We start from the raw sequence: 21,140 nt of genomic DNA, 5'->3' as shown, positions 1-21,140 counted from the left end.
AATGTGCTGAAGTCAAGGGTCGTCGGGTGACGACGGGGCTCAACACTAAACGAGCGATACGCTGCTCTACAGAGGTGGCTTGGCGCATCGACGTGAGGGAGGGGTATGCGGCCCACTCGGTGGCGGCGATCCACCCATGTGCTGATCGGTGTCGCGGTCCTGTTCGTGGTGGCCGCGGTGGTGGCTGCCGCGGCGCTGCTGTCCGGCGGCGCCTCGACCAGCGACGCCGCGATCAAACCGCTGCCGGCTCCGGTGACGGCGGATCCGGGCGTGCGTCCGCTCGGCGACTCGGCGCCCGAACCGACCCCGGACGGCCTGGCCGCGGCGCTGGCCCCCGCGCTGGCCGACCCGAACCTGGGCATCCTGACCGGCCGGATCACCGATGCCGTGACCGGTGCCGAACTGTGGTCGCAGGACGCCGGACGGCCGATGCAGCCGGCCTCCACCAACAAGGTGCTGACCGCCGCGGCCGCCCTGTTGACGCTGGACCGCGACGCCACCGTGAAAACCACCGTGCTGGCCGCCGATCAACGCAGGTCACCGGGGTTGGTGATCCTGCGCGGCGGCGGCGACCCCACACTGTCGGCGGCCCCGCCCGGCCGCGACACCTGGTACCGCGATGCCGCCCGGATCAGTGATCTGGCCCAGCAGGTGCGCCGCAGCGGCATCAAGGTGACCGCGGTGCAGGTCGACGTCGGCGCCTACAGCGGCCCCACCCTCGCGCCCGGCTGGGACCCGCTGGACATCGACGGCGGAGACGTCGCCCCGATCGAACCGGTGATGCTCGACGGCGGCCGCACCCAACCGGTCAGCGAGGAGTCCCGCCGGTCCCACACCCCGGCCCTGGACGCCGGCCGGGCGCTGGCGGCCGCCCTGGACGTCGACCCCGCCACGGTCACGGTGCTGCCGTCGGCCTACCGGGGCGGCACCGAGATCGCCGCCGTCGAGTCCGCGCCGCTGATCGAACGGCTGCGGGTGATGATGTACGCCAGCGACAACGTGATGGCCGAGACGATCGGCCGGGAGGTCGCCGCCGCGACCGGCCGGCCGCAGAGTTTCGCCGGCGCGGTGGAGGCGGTGCTCGACACCCTGGGCGACGCCGGCATCGACATCGACAAGGCCGAACTGTTCGACAACAGCGGACTGTCGGTCGACGACCGGCTCACCGCCGACACCATCGACTCGGTGCTGGCCGCCGCGGTCGGCGACGACCACGCGGAACTGCGGCCGCTGGTCGACATGCTGCCGGTCGCCGGGGGCAGCGGCACCCTGTCCTACCGTTACCACGACACCGCGGCCGGGCGGGCCGCCACCGGATGGCTGCGCGCCAAGACCGGGTCGCTGACCGGCACCAACGCCCTGGCCGGCATCGTCACCGGGGTCAGCGGGCGGGTGCTGACCTTCACCCTGATCTCCAACGACGCCGGACCGATGGGCCGCACCGCGCTCGACGCGGTCGCCGCGGTGCTGCGGTCCTGCGGGTGCCGGACATGACCAGCGAGCGCCGGCTCACCGTGGGCCGCGCCGTGGACTGGGAGTTCGCCGCCGACGTCGGCGCGCGGCTGGCGCGTCCCGGCCCGACCACCACCGACTACACCCGCCGCCAGGCGATCGAACAGCTGGCCGAGTTGTCCCGTACCGCCGAGGTGCCGGTCCGCGAGGTGACCGGGCTGATCGAGGGCGACGAGATCCCCGAGGCCCGCATCGTGGACCGCCCGCAGTGGATCCGGGCTGCCAGCGCATCGATGCGGGTGATGACCGGTGGCGCGACCAGTGCCGACACGAACGGTGAGAAGAGCGGGGCCGCAGCGGGATTCATCGCCGGGAAACTGACCGGCGCGCAGACCGGGGCGGTGCTGGCGTTCATCTCCTCGGGCATCCTCGGGCAGTACGACCCGTTCGCCCCCCGCGGGCGGGAGCGCGGGGCCGACGGCGGAAGGGCGGGGGACGATCCGGGCGGCCCCCGGAGTGGCGGCGAGCTGCTGCTGGTGTACCCCAACGTGATCGCCGTGGAGCGGCAGTTGCGGGTGGTGCCGGCCGACTTCCGGCTGTGGGTGTGTCTGCACGAGGTGACCCACCGGGTGCAGTTCCGGGCCAACCCGTGGCTGGCCGAGCACATGTCCCGGGCGCTGGCGGTGCTCACCCAGGACGTCACCGAGGAGGCCACCGCGGTGATCGCCCGGCTGGCCGAGTTCCTGCGCAACCGGCGCACCTACGTTGAGACGGAACCGAATTCCACCGGGGTGCTGGGGCTGGTCCGGGCCGTGCAGGCCGAACCGCAGCGCCGGGCGCTCGACCAGCTGCTGGTGCTGGGCACCCTGCTGGAGGGGCACGCCGAACACGTGATGGACGCGGTCGGCCCCGCCGTCGTGCCGACCGTCTCGGTGATCCGGCGCCGGTTCGACGAACGCCGGCAGCGCAGACAGCCGCCGCTGCAACGGCTGGTGCGCGCCCTGCTCGGGGTGGACGCCAAGATCAGCCAGTACACCCGGGGCAAGGCGTTCGTCGACCACGTGGTGGCGAAGGTGGGCATGGACCGGTTCAACCGGGTCTGGGAGAGCCCGGAGACCCTGCCGCTGCCGGCGGAGATCGAAGAGCCGCACCGATGGATCGACCGGGTGCTGTAGCCGCCCTGCGGTCGGCGCTGGCCGCGTTCGAACGCGCCTGGGCCGGCGCCGACGACCGCTGGTGTGTGGCGCTGTCCGGCGGTGCGGACTCGCTGGCCCTGACCGCGGTGGCGGCCGAGCTCAAGCCCACCACCGCGCTGATCGTCGACCACCAGTTGCAACCCGGTTCGGCCGAGGTCGCGCAGACCGCCCGGAGACAAGCGCTGCAGCTGGGCTGCGTCGCCGCCCGGATTCTGCGGGTCCAGGTCGGCACCGCCGGCGGTCCGGAGGCGGCCGCCCGCACGGCCCGCTACGAGGCGCTGTCCACCGCCCGCGGAGAAGCCCCGGTGCTGCTCGGACACACCCTCGACGATCAGGCCGAGACGGTGCTGCTCGGACTCGGCCGCGGCTCCGGACCCCGGTCGATCGCCGGGATGCGCCCACACGACCCGCCGTGGTACCGCCCGCTGCTGGGGGTGCGCCGAAGCGTCACCGTCGCCGCCTGCGCCGAACTCGGCCTCACCCCGTGGCAGGACCCGCACAACGCCGACCCCCGGTTCACCCGCAGCAGGTTGCGCACCGAGGTGATGCCGCTGCTCGAGGAGGTGCTCGGCGGCGGGGTCGCCGAGGCACTGGCCCGCACCGCTGCCGCGCTGCGGGAGGACACCGACGCCCTCGACGAGCTGGCCGCCCGCGAACTGCGCCGGGTGGTCGTCGGCGGCGAGGAGGGCGGGGAGACGGGGGCGGCCACCGGTCTGGACGCGCGGGCGCTCGAGCGGTTGCCGACCGCGATCCGGCGCCGGGTGATCCGGGTGTGGCTGCTCGACGGTGGCGCCGCCAACCTCAGCGATCACCAGATCCGGGCGGTGGACACCCTGGTCACCGGCTGGCGGGGGCAGGGCGGGGTGGCGGTCGGATCTCCGCTGCGCCGGCAACGGCTGATCGCCGCCCGCCGCGACGGGGTGCTGCGGCTGCACCGCGAACCCGTCTAGCCGTCCCGTATATCACCCACGGCCGGCCGGTGCGGCCAAACCCGGTGTGGAATCGGCCGCGGCGACCATGGCACGCTGTGAGCGTGGCTGGCGAGCTGTACTCGGGTGACATCAAATCCGTTCTGCTGTCCGAGGAGCAGATTCAGACCCGCACCGCCGAGTTGGCGGCCAAGATCGGTGAAGACTACTGCGGCCGGCTCCCGGCCGGTGAGGACCTGCTGCTCGTCACGGTGCTCAAGGGCGCCGTCATGTTCGTCACCGACCTGGCCCGGGCCATCCCGCTGCCGACCCAGCTGGAGTTCATGGCGGTGAGCTCGTACGGATCGTCGACGTCCTCGTCGGGTGTGGTGCGCATCCTCAAAGACCTCGACCGCGACATCAACGACCGCGACGTGCTGATCGTCGAGGACATCGTCGACTCCGGGCTCACGCTGTCCTGGCTGTCACGCAACCTGGCCACCCGCAATCCGCGGTCGCTACAGGTGTGCACGCTGCTGCGCAAACCCGATGCGGTGCGCGCCGACGTGGACATCAGCTATGTCGGGTTCGACATCCCCAACGAGTTCGTGGTCGGCTACGGCCTGGACTACGCCGAGCGGTACCGCGACCTGCCCTACATCGGCACGCTGGACCCCAAGGTCTACGAACAGCACTAGCCGGCCGGCTCGGGGGCTCAGTGCAGCTCCCAGACCACCTCGACGGAGAAACTGACGGTCTGCTGACCCGGCTCCAGCGGCACCGCGGCGGCTTCGGCGCGCATCGGTCCCGGCAGCGGGGTCGGTGGCCGGCTGCCCGGCGACTCGGTGATCGACACCACCTCACCGAGCTCCAGACCGGACAGCCGCGCGTACTGCTGGGCGCGGTCGCGGGCATCCTCGAACGCGCGGGCCCGGGCGTCGCGCACCAGCTGCGAGTTGTCGTCGATCGAATAGTTCACCGAGTTGATCCGGGTGGCGTCACCGCCGGTCTCCACGATCAGCGCCAACGCATCGGAGGCCCGGTCGAGTCTGCGGATCTTGACGTCGATGGTGTTGGTGGACCGGTAACCGACGATCTCGGTGTTGTCGAACTGCGGTTGCAGGCTGACCTGGGTGGTGGTCACGTCGGAGCGGTCGACGCCTACCTCGAGCAGGGCGTCGATGACCGCCCGCTGCCGTTCGTTGGTCTGGTTCATCGCCCCGGTCACATCCGGTGCGATGAACTCCATCGCCACGTTGACGGTCAGCGTGTCCGGGGTGCCCTCCACCTCCCCGGAACCGACGACGGTCACCTGGCGGGCGCCGCCGTCACCGGAGCCGGTGGGACCCGCGGTGGCGTCACACCCCGCCGCCGCCACCGCGGCCATCGCGGCTGCGGCCGCGGTGGCGGCCGCGCGTCGGACAATCGCGTGCACTCTCCCGACGTCAGGCATGCCTGGACCCTACGTCACGGGGTGACGAGGATCTTGCAGTGCCGGTCGGGGTCTGCCAGTTCGTCGAACGCCGCGGCGATGCCGTCCAGGCCGACCTCGCCGGTGATCAGCGGCGCCACATCGATGTCGCCGTCGGCGATCGCGCGCAGCGATTCGGCGAACTCGGCCGGGTCGTAGGCGTAGACGAAGGAGATGCTGATCTCCTTGGCGGCGCCGAAGAACGGCAGCACGGTGTCGGGTTCCATGCACACCCCGGCGACGATCACCCGGGTCCCCTGTGGGGACCTGCGCAGCACATCGTTGAGGATGCCGGGCACGCCGACCGCCTCGAACACCACCGCCGGGCCGGCGGTGAACGGTGACGCCTCGGCCGGATCCACCGTCTCGTGGGCGCCCATCAACTCGGCGAGCTGCCGACGTTTCACCGAGAAGTCGCTGGCCACAATGTGTTCCACGCCACGCAGTCGCAGCGCCGCGATGATCGCGATACCGATCGGGCCGCAGCCGATCACCAGGGCGGTCTCGCCGCGGCCGATCGCCGACCGGTTCACCGCGTGCAACCCCACCGCCATCGGTTCGGTCAGCGCCGCGTGACGGGGATCGAGCCCGTTGGGCACCGGCAGCAGCAGCGGCGCCGACAACAGCATCCGTTCGGCGAATCCGCCGATGACGTGGTTGGAGTACACGATCGGGGTGACCGAACCGCCGGAGAGCAGCACCGGCAGCGAGGTGACGACCGTGCCCGGCGGTGGCGCGTCGGTGCCGGGGCCGGCCTCGAGCACCTCGGCGCTGAACTCGTGGCCCATGAACACATCCCCGGCGAGGTCGATGTCCGCGTCGATCGGCGGCATCCCCTCCATGTCCCGGCCGAGCCGCAGCATGGTGTCGCCGTGTGCGGCGAAATGCAGGTCCGAGCCGCAGATCCCGCAGGCCTTCACCCCGACCAGCACCTGCCCCGGACCCGGCCGGGGTTCCTCGACGTCGTCGCGCACCACCATCCGGCCGGCGCGCAGCACCGTCGCCCGCATCAACGCTGCTCCTGTTCGCTGGTGTGTTCCCCGATCGCCTTGACGATCGCTTCGCCGGCCCGGCCCAGCAACTGCCCGCGCATCTGTTTGGCCCAGTCGTGTGAGGCGCGCGGAGCGGTCAGCTGACCCTTGAAATGCGGTATCACCTCGCGGGCGAACAACTCGTAGGAGTGGTAGGTGGCCTGCGGCGACGCCCAGTCGTGGCCGAGCATCAGGAAGGTGCCGAAGCCGCCGGACCGCTCCAGCAGGTCGGAGAGGTAGACGATCGCGTCGCCCGGCGTGCCGATGCAGCAGTTGCCCTTCTCGGCGTACGCCTCGACGAATTCGCGCGGGGACTGGCCGCCCGCCACCTCGTTGGCGAGCGGAACGAACCCGGCCGCCCCGAAGTAGTTGGCGAAATCCTGCAGACCGTAGGTGCAGTCCTGCAGGGCCTGCTCGCGGGTGTCGGCCAGATGCACGATGCCCAGCACCCGCCAGTTCGCCCGGTCCGGTTCGGGCCGCCCGGCCTTCGCCGCCTGCTGCACCACCACGTCCCAGGTGTTCTCCACCGCCGCGTACCCGCCCGGCACCGACATCGACAGCGACAGCAGCGAGGTGCCCAGCGATCCGGCCAGCCGCGGCCCGGACGGCGAGATCATCGCCGCGGTCGAGATCTCCGGATACGGCCAGGTGTAGGGGCGGATGTGCAGTTGCGCGTCGCGCAGGGTGAACCAGTCGGTCTCGCGGCTGATCCGCTCGTCGGGGGCGGCCCGCAACAGCGCCAGGATCGCCTCCAGCGCCTCCTGCATCATCGGCCGCTGGTTCACCGGGTCGATGCCCATCATGTAGGCGTCGGACGGCAACGCCCCCGGCCCGGCGCCGAACATCACCCGGCCGCGGGTGATGTGGTCGAGCAGCACCCAGCGGTCGGCCACCATCAGCGGATGGTGGTACGGCAGCGACACCACCCCGGTGCCCAGCCGCACGTGTCTGGTGCGTTCGGCCGCCGCGGCGATGAACACCTCCGGGGAGGCGATCAGCTCGTAGCCGCCGGAGTGGTGCTCACCGAACCACACCTCGTCGTAGCCGAGCCGGTCCAGCGCGACGGTGCGTTCCAGGTCGTATTCCAGTGCCAGGGTGGGGGACTGCCCGACCGGGTGGAACGGGGTGATGAACACCCCGAAGTTCAGCGGGCGCGCCACCCCGGCGGGAGCCGCGGACGATGTCGGATGCGGGGGCGTCACTGCAGCTCCAGCCCACGCAGGAAATCGATCAGGGCGGCGTTGACCTCCTGCGGCCGCTCCTGCTGCACCCAGTGGCCGGCCCCGTCGAGCAGCACCTGCCGGTACGGGCCGACGGCCACCTCGGTGGCCCGTTCCGGACGCATGAAGCCCAGCACCGGATCGGCGGCCCCGGCCAGGAAGAGCGCCGGAGCGGTGATCGTGGCGCCGGCCAGATGCTCGGTCAGCTCCCAGTTGCGGTCCATGTTGCGGTACCAGTTCAGCCCGCCGGTGAATCCGGTCCGGGTGAACTCGGCGATGTAGTGGTCCAGCTCCTCGGCGGTGAGCCAGTCCGGAAGCGCCTCGGGTTCGGGCAGCCGGTCGATGAATCCGGCGGGGCCGGGCTGCAGCATCCTGTGGGCCGCGTCCGGGTCGCTGGTCAGCCCGCCGAACATGCGGCGCATGGTGCGGGCCGGGTCGCCGTCGAGTTCGGCGTCGGCCACCCCGGGCTCCTGGAAGTACAGGATGTAGAAGAAATTGTCCTCGCCGACCAGCGCGCGGAACGCCTCGGTGGGCCGGGTCAACGAACGCGGCACCGGCGGCACGCTCAACCCGGCGACGGCCGCCACCCGGTCCGGATACAGCAGCGCCGCGTTCCACACCACCAGCGCGCCCCAGTCGTGGCCGATGAACGCGGCCTTCTCGGCGCCGATGTCGTCGAGCAGGCCCATCAGGTCCGCGGTCAACCGGGTGATGTCGTAGGCCTCGATCGCTTCGGGCGCCGACGATCCGCCGTAGCCGCGCTGATCCGGGGCCATGACGTGGTAGCCGGCGTCGACCAGCGCCGGGATCTGATGCCGCCACGAGTACGCCAGCTCCGGGAACCCGTGCGCCAGCACCACCAGCGGATCGCCGCGTTCCCCGGCCTCGACGAGGCGTAACCGGACACCGTTTGTCTCCACTGACCGTTCGCTGGGTGTGATCACGATCTCACCAAATCACAGTGATGGCACCGACGACAGGGGGTTCGGGGAACGACCGGGAAACCGCCGGGAACCGCAGTTCGTTGGTCTAGCGGTAGCCTGAACTAACTCCAGCTACGCGTAGAGGAAGGACACCGGCCGCGGGCGAGCGCCGCGCCTCGCCCCGGGTGGCCGAAAAGATGAAGTCGAGGACGTCCGATACCCCATGAACCGGAAAACTGTGATCCGCACACTGACCATCGTCGCGGTGGTGCTCCTACTGGGCTGGTCCTTCTTCTACTTCGGTGACGACACCCGCGAATACAAACCGGTCGACACGTCCGTCGCGCTGGCCCAGATCCAGGCCGACAACGTCGACAGCGCCCAGATCGACGACCGCGAGCAGCAGGTGCGGCTGGACCTGAAGAACGCCAACAGCGACACCGGCGACAGCGACAAGATCATCGCCAAGTACCCGACCGGATACGCGGTTCCGCTGTTCGACGCGCTGCAGGACAAGAACGCCAAGGTCAACACCGTGGTGAACCAGGGCAGCGTGCTCGGCACCCTGCTGATCTACATGCTGCCGCTGCTGCTGCTGGTGGCGCTGTTCGTGTTCTTCATGCGCATGCAGTCCGGCGGCCGGATGGGCTTCGGGTTCGGCAAGTCCAAGGCCAAGCAGCTGTCCAAGGACATGCCCAAGACCACCTTCGCCGACGTCGCCGGCGTCGACGAGGCGGTCGAGGAGCTCTACGAGATCAAGGACTTCCTGCAGAACCCGAGCCGGTATCAGGCGCTGGGCGCCAAGATCCCCAAGGGGGTGCTGCTCTACGGCCCGCCCGGCACCGGTAAGACGCTGCTGGCCCGCGCCGTCGCCGGGGAGGCCGGGGTGCCGTTCTTCACCATCTCCGGGTCGGACTTCGTCGAGATGTTCGTCGGCGTCGGTGCCTCCCGGGTGCGCGACCTGTTCGAGCAGGCCAAGCAGAACAGCCCGTGCATCATCTTCGTCGACGAGATCGACGCCGTCGGCCGGCAGCGCGGCGCCGGTCTGGGCGGCGGACACGACGAACGTGAGCAGACGCTGAACCAGCTGCTGGTCGAGATGGACGGTTTCGGCGACCGCCAGGGCGTCATCCTCATCGCGGCCACCAACCGGCCCGACATCCTCGACCCGGCGCTGCTGCGCCCCGGCCGCTTCGACCGTCAGATCCCGGTGACCAATCCGGACCTGGCCGGCCGCAAGGCGGTGCTGCGGGTGCACGCGCAGGGCAAGCCGCTGGCCCCCGACGTCGACCTCGACGGGCTGGCCAAGCGCACCGTCGGCATGTCCGGCGCCGACCTGGCCAACGTCATCAACGAGGCCGCGCTGCTGACCGCGCGGGAGAACGGCACGATGATCACCGGGCCCGCGCTCGAGGAGGCCGTCGACCGGGTGGTCGGCGGGCCGCGCCGCAAGAGCCGCCTGATCAGCGAGCTGGAGAAGAAGATCACCGCCTACCACGAGGGCGGCCACACCCTGGCGGCCTGGGCGATGCCCGACATCGAGCCGATCTACAAGGTCACCATCCTGGCCCGCGGCCGCACCGGCGGCCACGCCGTCGCCGTGCCCGAGGACGACAAGGGGCTGATGACCCGCTCGGAGATGATCGCCCGGCTGGTGTTCGCGATGGGTGGGCGGGCCGCCGAGGAGCTGGTGTTCCGCGAACCCACCACCGGTGCGGTGTCCGACATCGAGCAGGCCACCAAGATCGCCCGCGCGATGGTCACCGAATACGGCATGAGCTCCAAGCTCGGCGCGGTGCGCTACGGCACCGAACACGGCGACCCGTTCCTGGGCCGCACCATGGGCACCCACGCGGACTACAGCCACGAGGTGGCCCGCGACATCGACGACGAGATCCGCAAGCTGATCGAGGCCGCACACACCGAGGCGTGGGAGATCCTCACCGAATACCGCGATGTGCTCGACGTGCTCGCCGGAGAGCTCCTGGAGAAGGAGACGCTGCACCGGCGCGAACTCGAGGTGATCCTCGCCGACGTGAAGAAGCGGCCGCGGCTGACCATGTTCGACGACTTCGGCGGCCGGACACCGTCGGACAAGCCGCCGATCAAGACCCCGGGCGAACTCGCGATGGAGCGCGGCGAGCCGTGGCCGAAGCCGGAGCCGGAACCGGCGTTCAAGGTGGCCATCGCCGAGGCCACCCGGGCGGCCGAGGCGGCGTCCGGGCAGAACGGTCAGAACGGCCACAACGGCACGCCGGGTCCGACCGGTCCGAACGGGACTCCGTCCGCGCCGGCGCAGCAGCCCGCCCCGGTGGTGCCCGACTACGGCGCCCCGGCCGGATGGCATGCGCCGGGCTGGCCGCCGCAGCCGACACCGCAGCAGCAGCCACCGCCCTACCAGCAGCCGCACGGGCAGTGGTATCCGCCGCAGCAGCAGCCGGGATGGCAGCAACAGCAGCAGCCGTACCCGTCGCAGTACTCGCCCTACCAGCCGTACCCGCAGCCCAGCCCACCCGCACCGCCGGGCGGGGCGGCCCCGAACGACCAGGAATCGGGCCAGGACCCCAACCGGACCAACCCCCCGGGCCAGGGCTGAGCGGAAACGGAGGCACTTGATGACGCGGGCGCACCACAACTCGGCGACGCTCACCACGAAAACCCCGGTCTTCGACCAACCACGCGCGGAGGCGGCCATCCGGGAACTGCTCCTCGCCGTGGGCGAGGACCCGGACCGCGACGGTCTGCGCGACACCCCGGCCCGGGTGGCTCGTGCCTACAAGGAGGTGTTCGCCGGGCTCTACACCGACCCGGACGCGGTGCTGGACACCACCTTCGACGAGCAGCACGACGAACTGGTTCTGGTCCGGCAGATCCCGCTGTACTCCACCTGTGAGCACCACCTGGTGTCGTTCCACGGCTTCGCCCATGTCGGATACATCCCCGGCGACGACGGCCGGGTCACCGGCCTGTCGAAGATCGCCCGGCTGGTCGACCTGTACGCCAAACGACCCCAGGTGCAGGAGCGGCTGACCGCCCAGATCGCCGACGCGTTGATGCGCAAACTCAACCCGCGCGGCGCCATCGTGGTGGTGGAGGCCGAGCATCTGTGCATGGCGATGCGTGGGGTGCGCAAACCCGGCGCGTTGACCACCACCTCGGCGGTGCGCGGTCAGTTCAAGACCGACAACGCTTCCCGGGCCGAGGCACTGGAACTCATCCTGCGCAAGTGACGCCGCTGCCCGTCCTCCCGCAGACGTCGACGACCGGGTCGACCGTCGTGATGGGAGTCGTGAACGTCACCGACGACTCGTTCTCCGACGGCGGCCTGTTCCTCGACCGCGACCGCGCCGTCGCCCACGGTCTGGCACTGACGGAACAGGGCGCGGCGGTGATCGACGTGGGCGGTGAGTCCACCCGCCCCGGCGCCACCCGCATCGACCCCGCGGTGGAGGCCGCCCGGGTGGTCCCGGTGATCACCGATCTGGTCGCCCAGGGAGTCACCGTCAGCATCGACACCATGCACGCCGACGTCGCGTCCGCGGCACTGGAACACGGCGCGCACATCGTCAACGACGTGTCCGGCGGGCGGGCCGACCCGAACATGGCCAAACTGGTCGCCGAGGCGAGGGTGCCGTGGGTGTTGATGCACTGGCGTTCGGTGGGCGCCACGCACCCGCACCGCCCCCCGCGGTACCGCGATGTGGTCGCCGAGGTGCGCGCCGAGCTGCTGGAGAGTGTGGACGCCGCGACCTCGGCCGGGGTGGACCCGGCCAATCTGATCATCGATCCGGGTCTGGGATTCGCCAAGACCGCCGAACACAACTGGGCGCTGCTGCACGCGCTGCCGGAGTTCGTCGGCACCGGCATCCCGGTGCTCGTCGGCGCCTCCCGGAAACGATTCCTGGGCGCGCTGCTGGCCGGGCCGGACGGCGAACCGCGCCCACCGGACGGCCGGGAGACCGCCACCGCGGTCATCTCGGCGCTGGCCGGGCTGGCCGGGGTGTGGGGGGTGCGGGTGCACGATGTGCGCGCATCCGTCGATGCGCTGCGGGTGATGCGGGCCTGGCAGGCGGGGTCGGCCGATGGCTGACCGGATCGAACTGCGCGGCCTGCGGGTGCGCGGTCATCACGGGGTCTTCGACCACGAACGCCGCGACGGGCAGGACTTCGTCGTCGACATCACCGCATGGCTGGACCTGACCGCGGCGGCCGGCAGCGACGATCTCGCCGACACCCTCGACTACGGGGCCCTGGCCACCCGGGCCGCCGATATCGTCGCCGGGCCGCCGCGCAACCTGATCGAGTCGGTGGCCGGCGCGATCGCCGACGATGTGATGACCGATGACCGTGTCGACGCCGTGGAGGTGACGGTGCACAAACCGGCCGCGCCGATCCCGCTGGATTTCGCCGACGTCGCCGTGGTGGTGCGACGTACCCGACACGGTGGGCGCCGATGAGCCGAGTGGTGCTGTCGATCGGTTCGAACCTCGGGGACCGGCTGGCGCATCTGCAGTCGGTCGTCGACGCGCTCGGCGCCGCGGTGTCGGCGGTCTCACCGGTGTACGAGACCGAGGCCTGGGGTGGTGTCGAGCAGGGCCGCTTCCTCAATGCGACGCTGATCGCCGAGACGCCCGCACTGGACTGCCACGGCTGGCTGGACACCGCCCAGCAGCTGGAGCGCGCCGCCGACCGCGTCCGCGAACGGCGTTGGGGGCCACGCACCCTCGACGTCGACCTGATCACCTGCCACGACGGTGACCGGGAAGTGCGGATGGACGACGAGCGGTTGATCCTGCCGCACCCCTACGCGCATCAGCGGGCGTTCGTACTGGTGCCGTGGCTGGCGATCGACCCGGGCGCCGTGCTGACGGTGGCCGGCACCCCGCGGCCGGTCGCCGGTCTGCTGGCCGGACTGGACCCCGCCGAGCGGGCCGGGGTGCACCGCACGGACCTGACGCTGCGGATCGATCCGCGGCGCGGGGCGTGAGGCGCCGCTGATGGGGCCGACCAGACTGCGTTATCTGGCCGCCGCAGCGGTGGCGGCTGCCGTCGTCGGCTACATCACGGTGCTGTTGTTGTACCGGTGGTTCCCACCGATCACCGTGCTGAGCGGCATCTCTTTGCTGATTCTCGCCCTCCCGGAGGCCGGCTGGGCGTTCTACGTGCGCGCCAAGATCAACAACGGGGAGATCGGAATCGGCGGTGGCCGGCTGGACCCGTTGTGGGTGGCCCGTTCGGTGTACATCGCCAAGGCGTCAGCGTGGGTCGGGGCGTTGATGTTCGGCTGGTGGGCGGGCACGCTCTGCTATCTGCTGCCGCTGCGGGACACGCTGCGGGTGGCGGCCGCCGACACCCCGGGAGCGGTGGTGGCCGCACTGAGCGGGTTGGCGCTCGGGGCGGCGGCACTGTGGTTACAGCATTGCTGCAAGTCCCCGCCCGAACCGCCGGACGGGGCCGATCCGGCACCGGAGTGACCGCGTCGGCCCGCCGACCGCCGAATCGCCGTTCGTGGTCGACACGCGCGGTGAGCAGTGCCAGGTACAGTCGGCCCATGACGGTTCTGACCCGCGGTTCCCGGCCCCGCCGCGGTGGCCGCAGGCCGGGCTGGGTGTTGCTGACGGCGTTGCTGGTGCTCGCCATCGCGGCCAGCTCGGCTCTGGTGTTCACGAACCGGGTCGAGTTGTTGAAACTGGCCGTCATCCTGTCGTTGTGGGCCGCGGTGGCCGCGGCGTTCGTCTCGGTCATCTACCGCCGGCAGAGCGATATCGACCAGGCCAAGGCGCGGGATCTGAAACTCGTCTACGACCTGCAGCTGGACCGGGAGATCTCGGCCCGCCGGGAGTATGAACTCACGCTGGAGACCCAGCTGCGCCGGGAGCTGGCGGCCGAACTGCAGGCACAGCAGTCCGACGAAGTGGCGGCGCTGCGTGCCGAGCTGGCCGCGCTGCGCGCCAACCTGGAGATCCTGTTCGACACCGATCTGGCCCACCGGCCGGCGTTGGAGACCGAACGCACCACGGTCCGCGCCTACAGCGACTGGGCGCGCGAGGAACCCGCCGGCCGGCTGGTCGCCAGCCGGTACGACGCGACCGGCCCCGAGGACGGCGACGACGACAGCGCGATCATCGATGTGGCGGCCGAACCGCATTCACCGGAGGGGGACTGGGCGCCGGTGCACGACACCGCCGGCGGCGCCACGAACCGAGCCGGGCGGCCCGAACCCGTGCCCGGCGCCCACAGTGCCGCACACAGTGCCACCTCGGATGCGACCCCGGATGCCACCCCGGGTGCGACCCCGGATGCCGGGCAGAGCGCGCCGCCGCGGCGCCGCCGGCGGCGCTACGCCGACGACGAGCCCGCGGCCGACGACGCCGCCGCGGCCGGCGGGACATCGCAGGAGCCCGCCGGGCGCAGCGCGACGGCGAACTGGGTGACCGATCCGCAGCCGGGATGGCGGCCGTCCCCGGCCCCGTCCGATCGCCGGGCGGCACAGCCCGAATCCGCCCAACAGCCCACCCCACCGGCGGAGCCGGCCCGGACGCCCCCGCCGGCCCCGGAGGGCGGGCGGCGGCGCAGGGCCGACCAGGACGTCGAGTTCCCGTGGCTGCCACCGCAACAGCCGCACACCGAATCGGAGCCGGTGCGGCCCACCCGGTCCGCCCGCTACGCCGAGCCCGCGCAGACCGCTGAGCCCGGTGACACCGCCGGTGCGGGGCAGTGGCGTCCGGCGCCGTCCGAGGGTCGGTGGGCCCCACCGGGTACACCGGGGAGCAACTGGGTCGCACCGGTCGACGAGGGCGCACCCGCCCGGGCCGGAGACACGGCCCCCGACCACGCTGAAGACAGGGGCCCCGACCACGCTCAAGACCGGGCCGAGCCGACATTCGGGGAGCGTGAGGAGCCGATCGCGCCCGTCCCTGAGCCGGCCCCACAACCGACCCCGCAACCGGGCCCGGCGCCCAGCCCGGACCCGGCACGGGCCGCACAGCCGGCATCGGAACGGACGCCCGAACCGCCCCGGGAGTACGTCGGCCGCCGCCGCAAGCCGGAACCGGACACCCCGCCGGCGCCGGAGCCGGCGGCACCGTCCTCCCCGCCGGAGCCACCCCGGGGGCGGCACTACGCACCCGGCGCCGCCACCGGCCCGGACGTATCCGGCGTGCCGACGTTCGGCCCGGTCCCACCACCCCCGCGCCCGGACAGCCCGGCGGATTCGCGGCCCGCAGGATCCCAGCCGGCGGGATCCCGGCCTGCCGGGACACCGGTGCCGCGGTCCCGGCGACGCGCCGCCGAGCGCGACGAATCGGGGCAGCACACCGGCGGCCAGTCCGTCGCCGAGCTGCTGGCCCGGCTGCAGGCCAACGGCACCGCCACCGGCCGGCGCAGCCGCCGCAACCGTGACGATGATGACATTGCGCCCCGCCATGAGGGGTGAGTTAGGCTGGGGCGACCGTCCGGTACCCGCATCGCAGGACCGGAACGAGAACTATCGATCAGCGAGGTCGCTGCTGCATGGGTGCCCCCAACGGACTTCGTCCGGCGCGGCTTGCCGTCGGCATCATCTCCGCCGGCCGGGTCGGCACGGCGCTGGGTGTCGCGCTGGAACGCGTCGACCACGTGGTGGTGGCGTGTAGCGCCGTCTCGCACGCATCGCGGCGGCGCGCCGAGGAACGGCTGCCCGACACCGCCGTCCTACCGGTGCCCGATGTCGCCGCCCGCGCCGAACTGCTGCTGCTGGCGGTGCCCGACACCGAGCTGCCCGGCCTGGTGAGCGGACTGGCCGCCACCGAGGCGGTGCGGCCCGGAACCATCGTGGCGCACACCTCGGGCGCCAACGGGATCGCGGTGCTGGCGCCGCTGACCGAACAGGGCTGCACCCCGCTGGCCATCCATCCGGCGATGACGTTCACCGGCTCCGACGAGGACATCGAACGGCTGGCCGGCAGCTGCTTCGGCGTCACCGCCGCCGACGACGTCGGATACGCGGTCGCCCAGTCGCTGGTGCTGGAGATCGGCGGCGAGCCGTTCCGGGTCGCCGAGGACGTCCGCCCGCTGTACCACGCGGCGCTCGCACACGCCGGCAACCACGTGATCACCGTGGTCCTCGACGCCGTGGAGGCGCTGCGGTCCGCGCTGGCCGGACACGAACTGCTCGGCCAGCAACTGATCGACGACGCCCCCGGTGGGCTGGCCGAACGGGTGGTCGGACCGCTGGCCCGGGCCTCCCTGGAGAACGCCCTGCAGCGTGGTCAGGCGGCGCTCACCGGGCCGGTGGCCCGCGGCGACGGAGCGGCGGTCGCCCGGCACCTGCGCGCCCTGGCCGATGTGGATCCGCAACTGGCGCAGGCATACCGGTGCAATTCGCTGCGCACCGCGCAGCGTGCCCGCGCGCCCGAGGAGGTTTTCGCGGTGTTCGCCGAGGAGGGGCAGCCATGACGGTGCGCACGTCGCCCACGTTCACCGCCGGCCAACTGAACGTCTACACCCAGCCCCGGGCGGTCGGCGAGGTCTGCCGGGCGCTGCGCGCCACCGGACGGCGGGTGATGCTGGTGCCGACGATGGGGGCGCTGCACGACGGGCATCTGGCCCTGGTCCGCGCCGCCAAACGGGTGCAGGGCGCCGTGGTGGTGGTGTCGATCTTCGTCAACCCGCTGCAGTTCGGCGCCAACGAGGACCTCGACACATACCCGCGCACCCTCGACGACGACCTCGCCGCGCTGCGCGAGGAAGGGGTCGAGATCGCGTTCACCCCGACCGTCGACGACATGTACCCGGACGGCCCCCGCACCTCGGTGCAACCCGGGCCGCTCGCCGATGAGCTCGAAGGCGCTTCGCGGCCCGGACATTTCGCCGGTGTGCTGACCGTGGTGCTCAAGCTGCTGCAGATCGTGCGGCCGGACAGCGCGTTCTTCGGGGAGAAGGACTACCAGCAGCTGGTGCTGATCCGGCAGCTGGTCAAAGATCTCAACGTCGACGTGCAGATCGTCGGGGTGCCGACCGTGCGCGAAGCCGACGGACTGGCGATGTCCTCGCGCAACCGCTACCTCACCGACGAGCAGCGGGAGCAGGCCGGGGCGTTGTCCGCGGCGCTGCTGGCCGGCAGCTACGCCGCGCCGGGCGGGGCGGCGGCCGCGCTGGACGCCGCCCGTGCGGTGCTCGACGAGGTTCCCGAGATCGAGGTCGACTACCTGGAACTTCGTGACCCCATGCTGGGGCCGGCGCCGCCGTACGGTCCGGGCCGTATGTTGGTCGCCGCGCGGCTGGGAGACACCCGGCTGTTGGACAACATCGCCATCGACATCGGTGCCAGTGCGGGCATCGACGGTCACCCGCTCGTCGCGGCCGACCGCGGCAGCGAACTGCCCTGGAGAAACTGAGAGAGATTCGATGTTCCGAACCATGCTCAAGTCCAAGATCCACCGCGCCACGGTGACGCAGGCGGATCTGCATTACGTCGGCTCGGTCACCATCGACGCCGACCTGATGGACGCCGCGGACCTGCTCGAGGGTGAGCAGGTCACGATCGTCGACATCACCAACGGCGCCCGGTTGGTGACCTACGCGATCACCGGCGAACGCGGCAGCGGGGTGATCGGCATCAACGGCGCCGCCGCGCATCTGGTGCATCCCGGGGACCTGGTGATCCTGATCGCCTACGGCACCATGTCCGACGCCGAGGCCCGCACCTATCAGCCCCGCATCGTGTTCGTCGACGCCGACAACAAGCCGATCGACCTGGGCGTGCACGCCTCCGATCCGGCCTACGTGCCCGCCGACGCAGCCGAACTGATGTCGCCGAGGTAGTGCGGTGCTGCTGGCGATCGACGTCCGGAACACCCATACCGTCGTCGGACTGATATCGGGGTCGGGCAGTCACGCCAAAGTGGTGCAGCACTTCCGCATCCGCACCGAACCGGAGGTCACCGCCGACGAACTCGCGTTGACCATCGACGGCCTGATCGGCGACGACGGGGAGCGGCTGACCGGGGTGTCGGCGCTGTCCACGGTGCCGTCGGTGCTGCACGAGGTGCGCATCATGCTCGAGCAGTACTGGCCGTCGGTGCCGCACGTGCTGATCGAGCCGGGGGTGCGGACCGGTATCCCGCTGCTCGTCGACAATCCCAAGGAGGTCGGGGCCGACCGCATCGTCAACTGCCTCGCCGCCTACCACAAGTTCGGCACCGCGGCCATCGTGGTCGACTTCGGATCGTCGATCTGTGTGGACGTGGTGTCGGCCAAGGGCGAGTTCCTCGGCGGTGCGATCGCCCCGGGCGTGCAGGTGTCCTCCGACGCCGCCGCCGCGAGATCCGCGGCGCTGCGCCGCGTCGAGCTGACCCGGCCGCGATCGGTGATCGGCAAGAACACCGTCGAATGCATGCAGGCCGGTGCGGTGTTCGGCTTCGCCGGCCTGGTCGACGGGCTGGTCAACCGCGTCCGCCGGGACGTCGACGGATTCACCGGAGACGTCGCGGTGGTCGCCACCGGCCACATCGCGCCGATCCTGCTGCCCGATCTGGAAACCGTCGAACACTACGACCGGTATCTGACCCTGGACGGCCTGCGGTTGGTGTTCGAACGCAACCGCGACAGCAGCCGGGGCCGGCTGCGCCAGGCCCGATGACCGGTCGGCGAACCCCCGGCCACAGACCCGGCCACCGACAAGTGAGCGCTGGGCACAGCCGCTGGAGACGCGTTCACTAAGCTCCCACACTGTGACTCCACCCGAATCGGTTGATCCTGACCTGCCCGAACAATTCCGCATTCGCCAGGCCAAGCGTGCGGACCTGCTCGCTCAGGGCCGGCAGCCGTATCCGGTCGACGTGCCGCGGACGCACACCCTGCTCGAGATCCGGCAGGCCTACCCCGACCTGCCCGTCGACGCGCGCACCGGCGAGATCGTAGGCGTCACCGGCCGGGTGGTGTTCGCCCGGAATTCCGGCAAGCTGTGCTTCGCGACCCTGCAGGAAGGCGACGGCACCCAGCTACAGGCGATGATCAGTCTCGCCGAGGTGGGGCAGGAAGCGCTGGACAACTGGAAGACCTACGTCGACATCGGCGACATCGTCTTCGTGCACGGCGAGGTGATCACCTCGAAACGCGGCGAGCTGTCTGTGCTCGCCGACTCCTGGCAAATGGCCGCCAAGGCGCTGCGGCCATTGCCGGTCGCGCACAAGGAGATGTCGGAGGAATCCCGGGTCCGGCAGCGTTACGTGGACCTCATCGTGCGCGATCAGGCCCGGAAGGTGGCGCGGCAACGAATCGCGGTGATGCGCGCGATCCGTTCGGCGCTGGAGCGGCGCGGATTCCTCGAAGTCGAGACGCCGATGTTGCAGACATTGGCCGGTGGTGCGGCGGCCCGCCCGTTCGTCACCCACTCAAATGCCCTCGACACCGAGCTTTATCTGCGGATTGCGCCGGAGTTGTTCCTCAAGCGCTGCCTGGTCGGCGGTTTCGAGCGGGTCTTCGAACTGAATCGGGTGTTCCGAAACGAAGGCGCGGATTCCACACATTCCCCGGAATTCGTGATGTTGGAGACTTATCAGGCGTACGGCACCTACGACGATTCCGCGGTGGTGACCCGGGAATTAATTCAGGAAGTCGCCGACGAGGCCATCGGCACCCGACAAGTGCCGTTGCCCGATGGCACGGTCTACGACCTCGACGGGGAATGGGAGTCGATTCAAATGTATCCCTCCCTGTCGGAGGCGCTGGGCGAGGAGATCACCCCCGACACGCCGGCCGAGACGTTGTGGGCGATCGCGGACCGGTTGGGGTTGGATATTCCCAGGGATCGTGGTTACGGGCACGGCAAGCTCGTCGAGGAGCTGTGGGAGCACACCGTCGGTGCGAAACTGTGGGCGCCCACCTTCGTCAAGGATTTCCCGGTGGAGACCACGCCGTTGACGAGATCGCACCGCAGTATCCCCGGGGTGACCGAGAAATGGGATCTCTACGTTCGCCGTATCGAGTTGGCGACCGGTTATTCCGAACTCACCGACCCGATAATTCAGCGGGAGCGCTTCGAGGCCCAGGCCCGCGCCGCGGCCGCCGGTGACGACGAGGCAATGGCGCTGGACGAGGATTTCCTCGCCGCCCTCGAGTACGGGATGCCGCCGTCGACCGGAACCGGAATGGGGATCGATCGATTGATGATGACGTTGACCGGACTGTCAATCCGGGAGACCGTTTTGTTCCCGATAGTCAAACCTCGTTAGACACGAAACGATCGGCGACTCCCCAAAGAGAAACGCCCGATAGTCGAACGCCCGATAGTCGAACTCCGATCGTCGGACCACTGCGACCGATCTTGAGTGGTACGCTATTCCGTGAATTGGTCTCGAAGTCATGACACCTCATGACACATTGAGACGGGATTCGGAAATCGATGCGTGCAATCTCTAGTTAGGCGGAGGGGCAGCGGCTGATGGCTAAGAAAGTTACCGTCACGTTGGTCGATGATTTTGATGGTGAAACCGAAGCCGATGAGACCGTTGAATTCGGCCTCGACGGGGTCACCTACGAAATCGACCTGTCCGCCAAGAATGCGGAGAAGCTGCGTAACGACATGAAGAAGTGGGTGGAAGCCGGCCGGCGGGTGGGCGGTCGCCGCCGTGGCCGTTCCGCGAGTGCGGCCAAGGCGCGGGGCACCATCGACCGGGAACAGAGCGCGGCCATCCGGGAATGGGCACGCCGCAACGGCCACAACGTGTCGACGCGGGGCCGCATCCCGGCGGAGATCATCGAGGCGTTCCACGCCGCGGCGAGCTGATCGGCAACCGGTGCCGCTGTTGCCGGATGTGGCGCGGATCCGACGAGATGAGCGCTTTCGCTAGCGGCGAACTCGGGCGGCCCGGGGGTGGAAACAAACCCCCGGGCGCATACGTTGGTCATCTGCAGCACCGGGTACAGGGCAAATAGCGCGACGAACAATTCGCCGCG

General features: G+C 70.7%; 21 protein-coding genes. 17 read left to right on the top strand and 4 right to left on the bottom strand.

The features are described from left to right. The first annotated feature begins 105 nt into the window (after positions 1-105). From dacB to hpt, 4 genes are all read left to right on the top strand, one after another. Positions 106-1,494 carry a D-alanyl-D-alanine carboxypeptidase/D-alanyl-D-alanine endopeptidase gene (gene dacB, locus CKW28_RS20665; RefSeq protein ID WP_040546611.1) on the top strand — a complete coding sequence of 463 codons (1,389 nt, stop codon included), beginning with the start codon at positions 106-108 and terminating at the stop codon, positions 1,492-1,494. Further along, on the top strand, positions 1,491-2,627 hold the full coding sequence (locus CKW28_RS20660) for an Rv3626c family coenzyme F420 biosynthesis-associated protein (protein WP_040546769.1): 1,137 nt from the start codon (positions 1,491-1,493) through the stop codon (positions 2,625-2,627). The genes dacB and CKW28_RS20660 overlap by 4 nt, the downstream gene beginning before the upstream one ends. After that, positions 2,606-3,598 carry a tRNA lysidine(34) synthetase TilS gene (gene tilS / locus CKW28_RS20655; protein WP_003925095.1) on the top strand — a complete coding sequence of 331 codons (993 nt, stop codon included), beginning with the start codon at positions 2,606-2,608 and terminating at the stop codon, positions 3,596-3,598. The genes CKW28_RS20660 and tilS overlap by 22 nt, the downstream gene beginning before the upstream one ends. 83 nt (positions 3,599-3,681) lie before the next feature. Further along, the gene (gene hpt, locus CKW28_RS20650) at positions 3,682-4,254 is read left to right on the top strand and encodes a hypoxanthine phosphoribosyltransferase (protein WP_003925094.1); all 573 of its coding nucleotides are present in this window, start codon (positions 3,682-3,684) and stop codon (positions 4,252-4,254) included. Between the two features lie 17 nt (positions 4,255-4,271). On the opposite strand, the gene CKW28_RS20645 is transcribed toward hpt, so the two are convergent. Genes CKW28_RS20645 through CKW28_RS20630 form a run of 4 tightly spaced genes read right to left on the bottom strand, consistent with a single transcriptional unit; the run spans position 4,272 to position 8,222 of the window. Then, positions 4,272-5,009 (bottom strand): SIMPL domain-containing protein, encoded by a 738-nt coding sequence (locus tag CKW28_RS20645; RefSeq protein ID WP_040546607.1) that lies wholly within the window; start codon positions 5,007-5,009, stop codon positions 4,272-4,274. A gap of 14 nt (positions 5,010-5,023) precedes the next feature. Next, positions 5,024-6,037 (bottom strand): zinc-binding dehydrogenase, encoded by a 1,014-nt coding sequence (locus CKW28_RS20640; protein WP_003925092.1) that lies wholly within the window; start codon positions 6,035-6,037, stop codon positions 5,024-5,026. Beyond that, positions 6,037-7,218 carry an LLM class flavin-dependent oxidoreductase gene (locus tag CKW28_RS20635; RefSeq protein ID WP_003925091.1) on the bottom strand — a complete coding sequence of 394 codons (1,182 nt, stop codon included), beginning with the start codon at positions 7,216-7,218 and terminating at the stop codon, positions 6,037-6,039. Before CKW28_RS20635 ends, CKW28_RS20640 begins: the two co-directional genes overlap by 1 nt. Positions 7,219-7,256: 38 nt before the next feature. Next, a complete protein-coding gene (locus CKW28_RS20630) occupies positions 7,257-8,222 on the bottom strand; it encodes an alpha/beta fold hydrolase (protein ID WP_003925090.1) in 966 nt (321 codons plus the stop codon). Positions 8,223-8,424: 202 nt separating this feature from the next. Here CKW28_RS20630 and ftsH point away from each other — a divergent pair, with 202 nt between their 5' ends. The 13 genes from ftsH to lsr2 all read left to right on the top strand — a co-directional run bounded on the left by ftsH (position 8,425) and on the right by lsr2 (position 20,970). Continuing rightward, positions 8,425-10,797, top strand: a complete 2,373-nt coding sequence (ftsH, locus tag CKW28_RS20625) for an ATP-dependent zinc metalloprotease FtsH (protein ID WP_040546605.1) — start codon at positions 8,425-8,427, stop codon at positions 10,795-10,797. 19 nt (positions 10,798-10,816) lie between these two features. Next, complete coding sequence (folE, locus tag CKW28_RS20620; protein ID WP_003925088.1) at positions 10,817-11,431, top strand: GTP cyclohydrolase I FolE; 615 nt, start codon at positions 10,817-10,819, stop codon at positions 11,429-11,431. Positions 11,432-11,481: 50 nt separating this feature from the next. Further along, positions 11,482-12,291, top strand: a complete 810-nt coding sequence (gene folP, locus CKW28_RS20615) for a dihydropteroate synthase (RefSeq protein WP_040546767.1) — start codon at positions 11,482-11,484, stop codon at positions 12,289-12,291. Next, positions 12,284-12,658 carry a dihydroneopterin aldolase gene (gene folB, locus CKW28_RS20610; RefSeq protein WP_003925086.1) on the top strand — a complete coding sequence of 125 codons (375 nt, stop codon included), beginning with the start codon at positions 12,284-12,286 and terminating at the stop codon, positions 12,656-12,658. Before folP ends, folB begins: the two co-directional genes overlap by 8 nt. Then, positions 12,655-13,188, top strand: a complete 534-nt coding sequence (folK, locus tag CKW28_RS20605; protein ID WP_040546603.1) for a 2-amino-4-hydroxy-6-hydroxymethyldihydropteridine diphosphokinase — start codon at positions 12,655-12,657, stop codon at positions 13,186-13,188. Before folB ends, folK begins: the two co-directional genes overlap by 4 nt. Positions 13,189-13,198: 10 nt before the next feature. Then, entirely contained in the window at positions 13,199-13,675 is a 477-nt protein-coding gene (locus CKW28_RS20600; RefSeq protein ID WP_003925084.1) for a DUF3180 domain-containing protein, read from the top strand. A gap of 77 nt (positions 13,676-13,752) precedes the next feature. Beyond that, complete coding sequence (locus CKW28_RS20595) at positions 13,753-15,636, top strand: DUF6779 domain-containing protein (RefSeq protein WP_003925083.1); 1,884 nt, start codon at positions 13,753-13,755, stop codon at positions 15,634-15,636. 77 nt (positions 15,637-15,713) lie between these two features. Beyond that, entirely contained in the window at positions 15,714-16,637 is a 924-nt protein-coding gene (locus tag CKW28_RS20590; RefSeq protein WP_003925082.1) for a Rossmann-like and DUF2520 domain-containing protein, read from the top strand. Next, complete coding sequence (gene panC, locus CKW28_RS20585) at positions 16,634-17,578, top strand: pantoate--beta-alanine ligase (protein WP_003925081.1); 945 nt, start codon at positions 16,634-16,636, stop codon at positions 17,576-17,578. Before CKW28_RS20590 ends, panC begins: the two co-directional genes overlap by 4 nt. A gap of 10 nt (positions 17,579-17,588) precedes the next feature. Further along, positions 17,589-18,005: an aspartate 1-decarboxylase gene (panD, locus tag CKW28_RS20580; RefSeq protein ID WP_003925080.1), complete on the top strand. Its 417-nt coding sequence runs from the start codon at positions 17,589-17,591 to the stop codon at positions 18,003-18,005. 4 nt (positions 18,006-18,009) lie between these two features. Next, positions 18,010-18,822, top strand: coding sequence for a type III pantothenate kinase (locus CKW28_RS20575; protein ID WP_003925079.1), 813 nt, complete (start codon positions 18,010-18,012; stop codon positions 18,820-18,822). 91 nt (positions 18,823-18,913) lie between these two features. Beyond that, entirely contained in the window at positions 18,914-20,416 is a 1,503-nt protein-coding gene (gene lysS, locus CKW28_RS20570) for a lysine--tRNA ligase (RefSeq protein ID WP_003925078.1), read from the top strand. A gap of 209 nt (positions 20,417-20,625) precedes the next feature. Next, complete coding sequence (gene lsr2 / locus CKW28_RS20565) at positions 20,626-20,970, top strand: histone-like nucleoid-structuring protein Lsr2 (protein WP_003925077.1); 345 nt, start codon at positions 20,626-20,628, stop codon at positions 20,968-20,970. Positions 20,971-21,140 lie beyond the last annotated feature (170 nt).

It is taken from the genome of Mycolicibacterium thermoresistibile (genome assembly GCF_900187065.1).
Taxonomy (GTDB): domain Bacteria; phylum Actinomycetota; class Actinomycetes; order Mycobacteriales; family Mycobacteriaceae; genus Mycobacterium; species Mycobacterium thermoresistibile.
This window is presented reverse-complemented; position numbering and strand designations above follow the sequence as displayed.

Coding starts and splice junctions, on each gene's coding strand:
- ftsH (WP_040546605.1), top strand. CDS start 8,425: ATGAACCGGAAAACTGTGATCCGCACACTGACCATCGTCGCGGTGGTG.
- folP (WP_040546767.1), top strand. CDS start 11,482: ATGGGAGTCGTGAACGTCACCGACGACTCGTTCTCCGACGGCGGCCTG.
- panC (WP_003925081.1), top strand. CDS start 16,634: ATGACGGTGCGCACGTCGCCCACGTTCACCGCCGGCCAACTGAACGTC.
- CKW28_RS20645 (WP_040546607.1), bottom strand. CDS start 5,009: ATGCCTGACGTCGGGAGAGTGCACGCGATTGTCCGACGCGCGGCCGCC.
- folK (WP_040546603.1), top strand. CDS start 12,655: ATGAGCCGAGTGGTGCTGTCGATCGGTTCGAACCTCGGGGACCGGCTG.
- panD (WP_003925080.1), top strand. CDS start 17,589: ATGTTCCGAACCATGCTCAAGTCCAAGATCCACCGCGCCACGGTGACG.
- folB (WP_003925086.1), top strand. CDS start 12,284: ATGGCTGACCGGATCGAACTGCGCGGCCTGCGGGTGCGCGGTCATCAC.
- tilS (WP_003925095.1), top strand. CDS start 2,606: ATGGATCGACCGGGTGCTGTAGCCGCCCTGCGGTCGGCGCTGGCCGCG.
- CKW28_RS20660 (WP_040546769.1), top strand. CDS start 1,491: ATGACCAGCGAGCGCCGGCTCACCGTGGGCCGCGCCGTGGACTGGGAG.
- folE (WP_003925088.1), top strand. CDS start 10,817: ATGACGCGGGCGCACCACAACTCGGCGACGCTCACCACGAAAACCCCG.
- CKW28_RS20590 (WP_003925082.1), top strand. CDS start 15,714: ATGGGTGCCCCCAACGGACTTCGTCCGGCGCGGCTTGCCGTCGGCATC.
- CKW28_RS20600 (WP_003925084.1), top strand. CDS start 13,199: ATGGGGCCGACCAGACTGCGTTATCTGGCCGCCGCAGCGGTGGCGGCT.
- lsr2 (WP_003925077.1), top strand. CDS start 20,626: ATGGCTAAGAAAGTTACCGTCACGTTGGTCGATGATTTTGATGGTGAA.
- dacB (WP_040546611.1), top strand. CDS start 106: ATGCGGCCCACTCGGTGGCGGCGATCCACCCATGTGCTGATCGGTGTC.
- CKW28_RS20640 (WP_003925092.1), bottom strand. CDS start 6,037: ATGCGGGCGACGGTGCTGCGCGCCGGCCGGATGGTGGTGCGCGACGAC.
- CKW28_RS20595 (WP_003925083.1), top strand. CDS start 13,753: ATGACGGTTCTGACCCGCGGTTCCCGGCCCCGCCGCGGTGGCCGCAGG.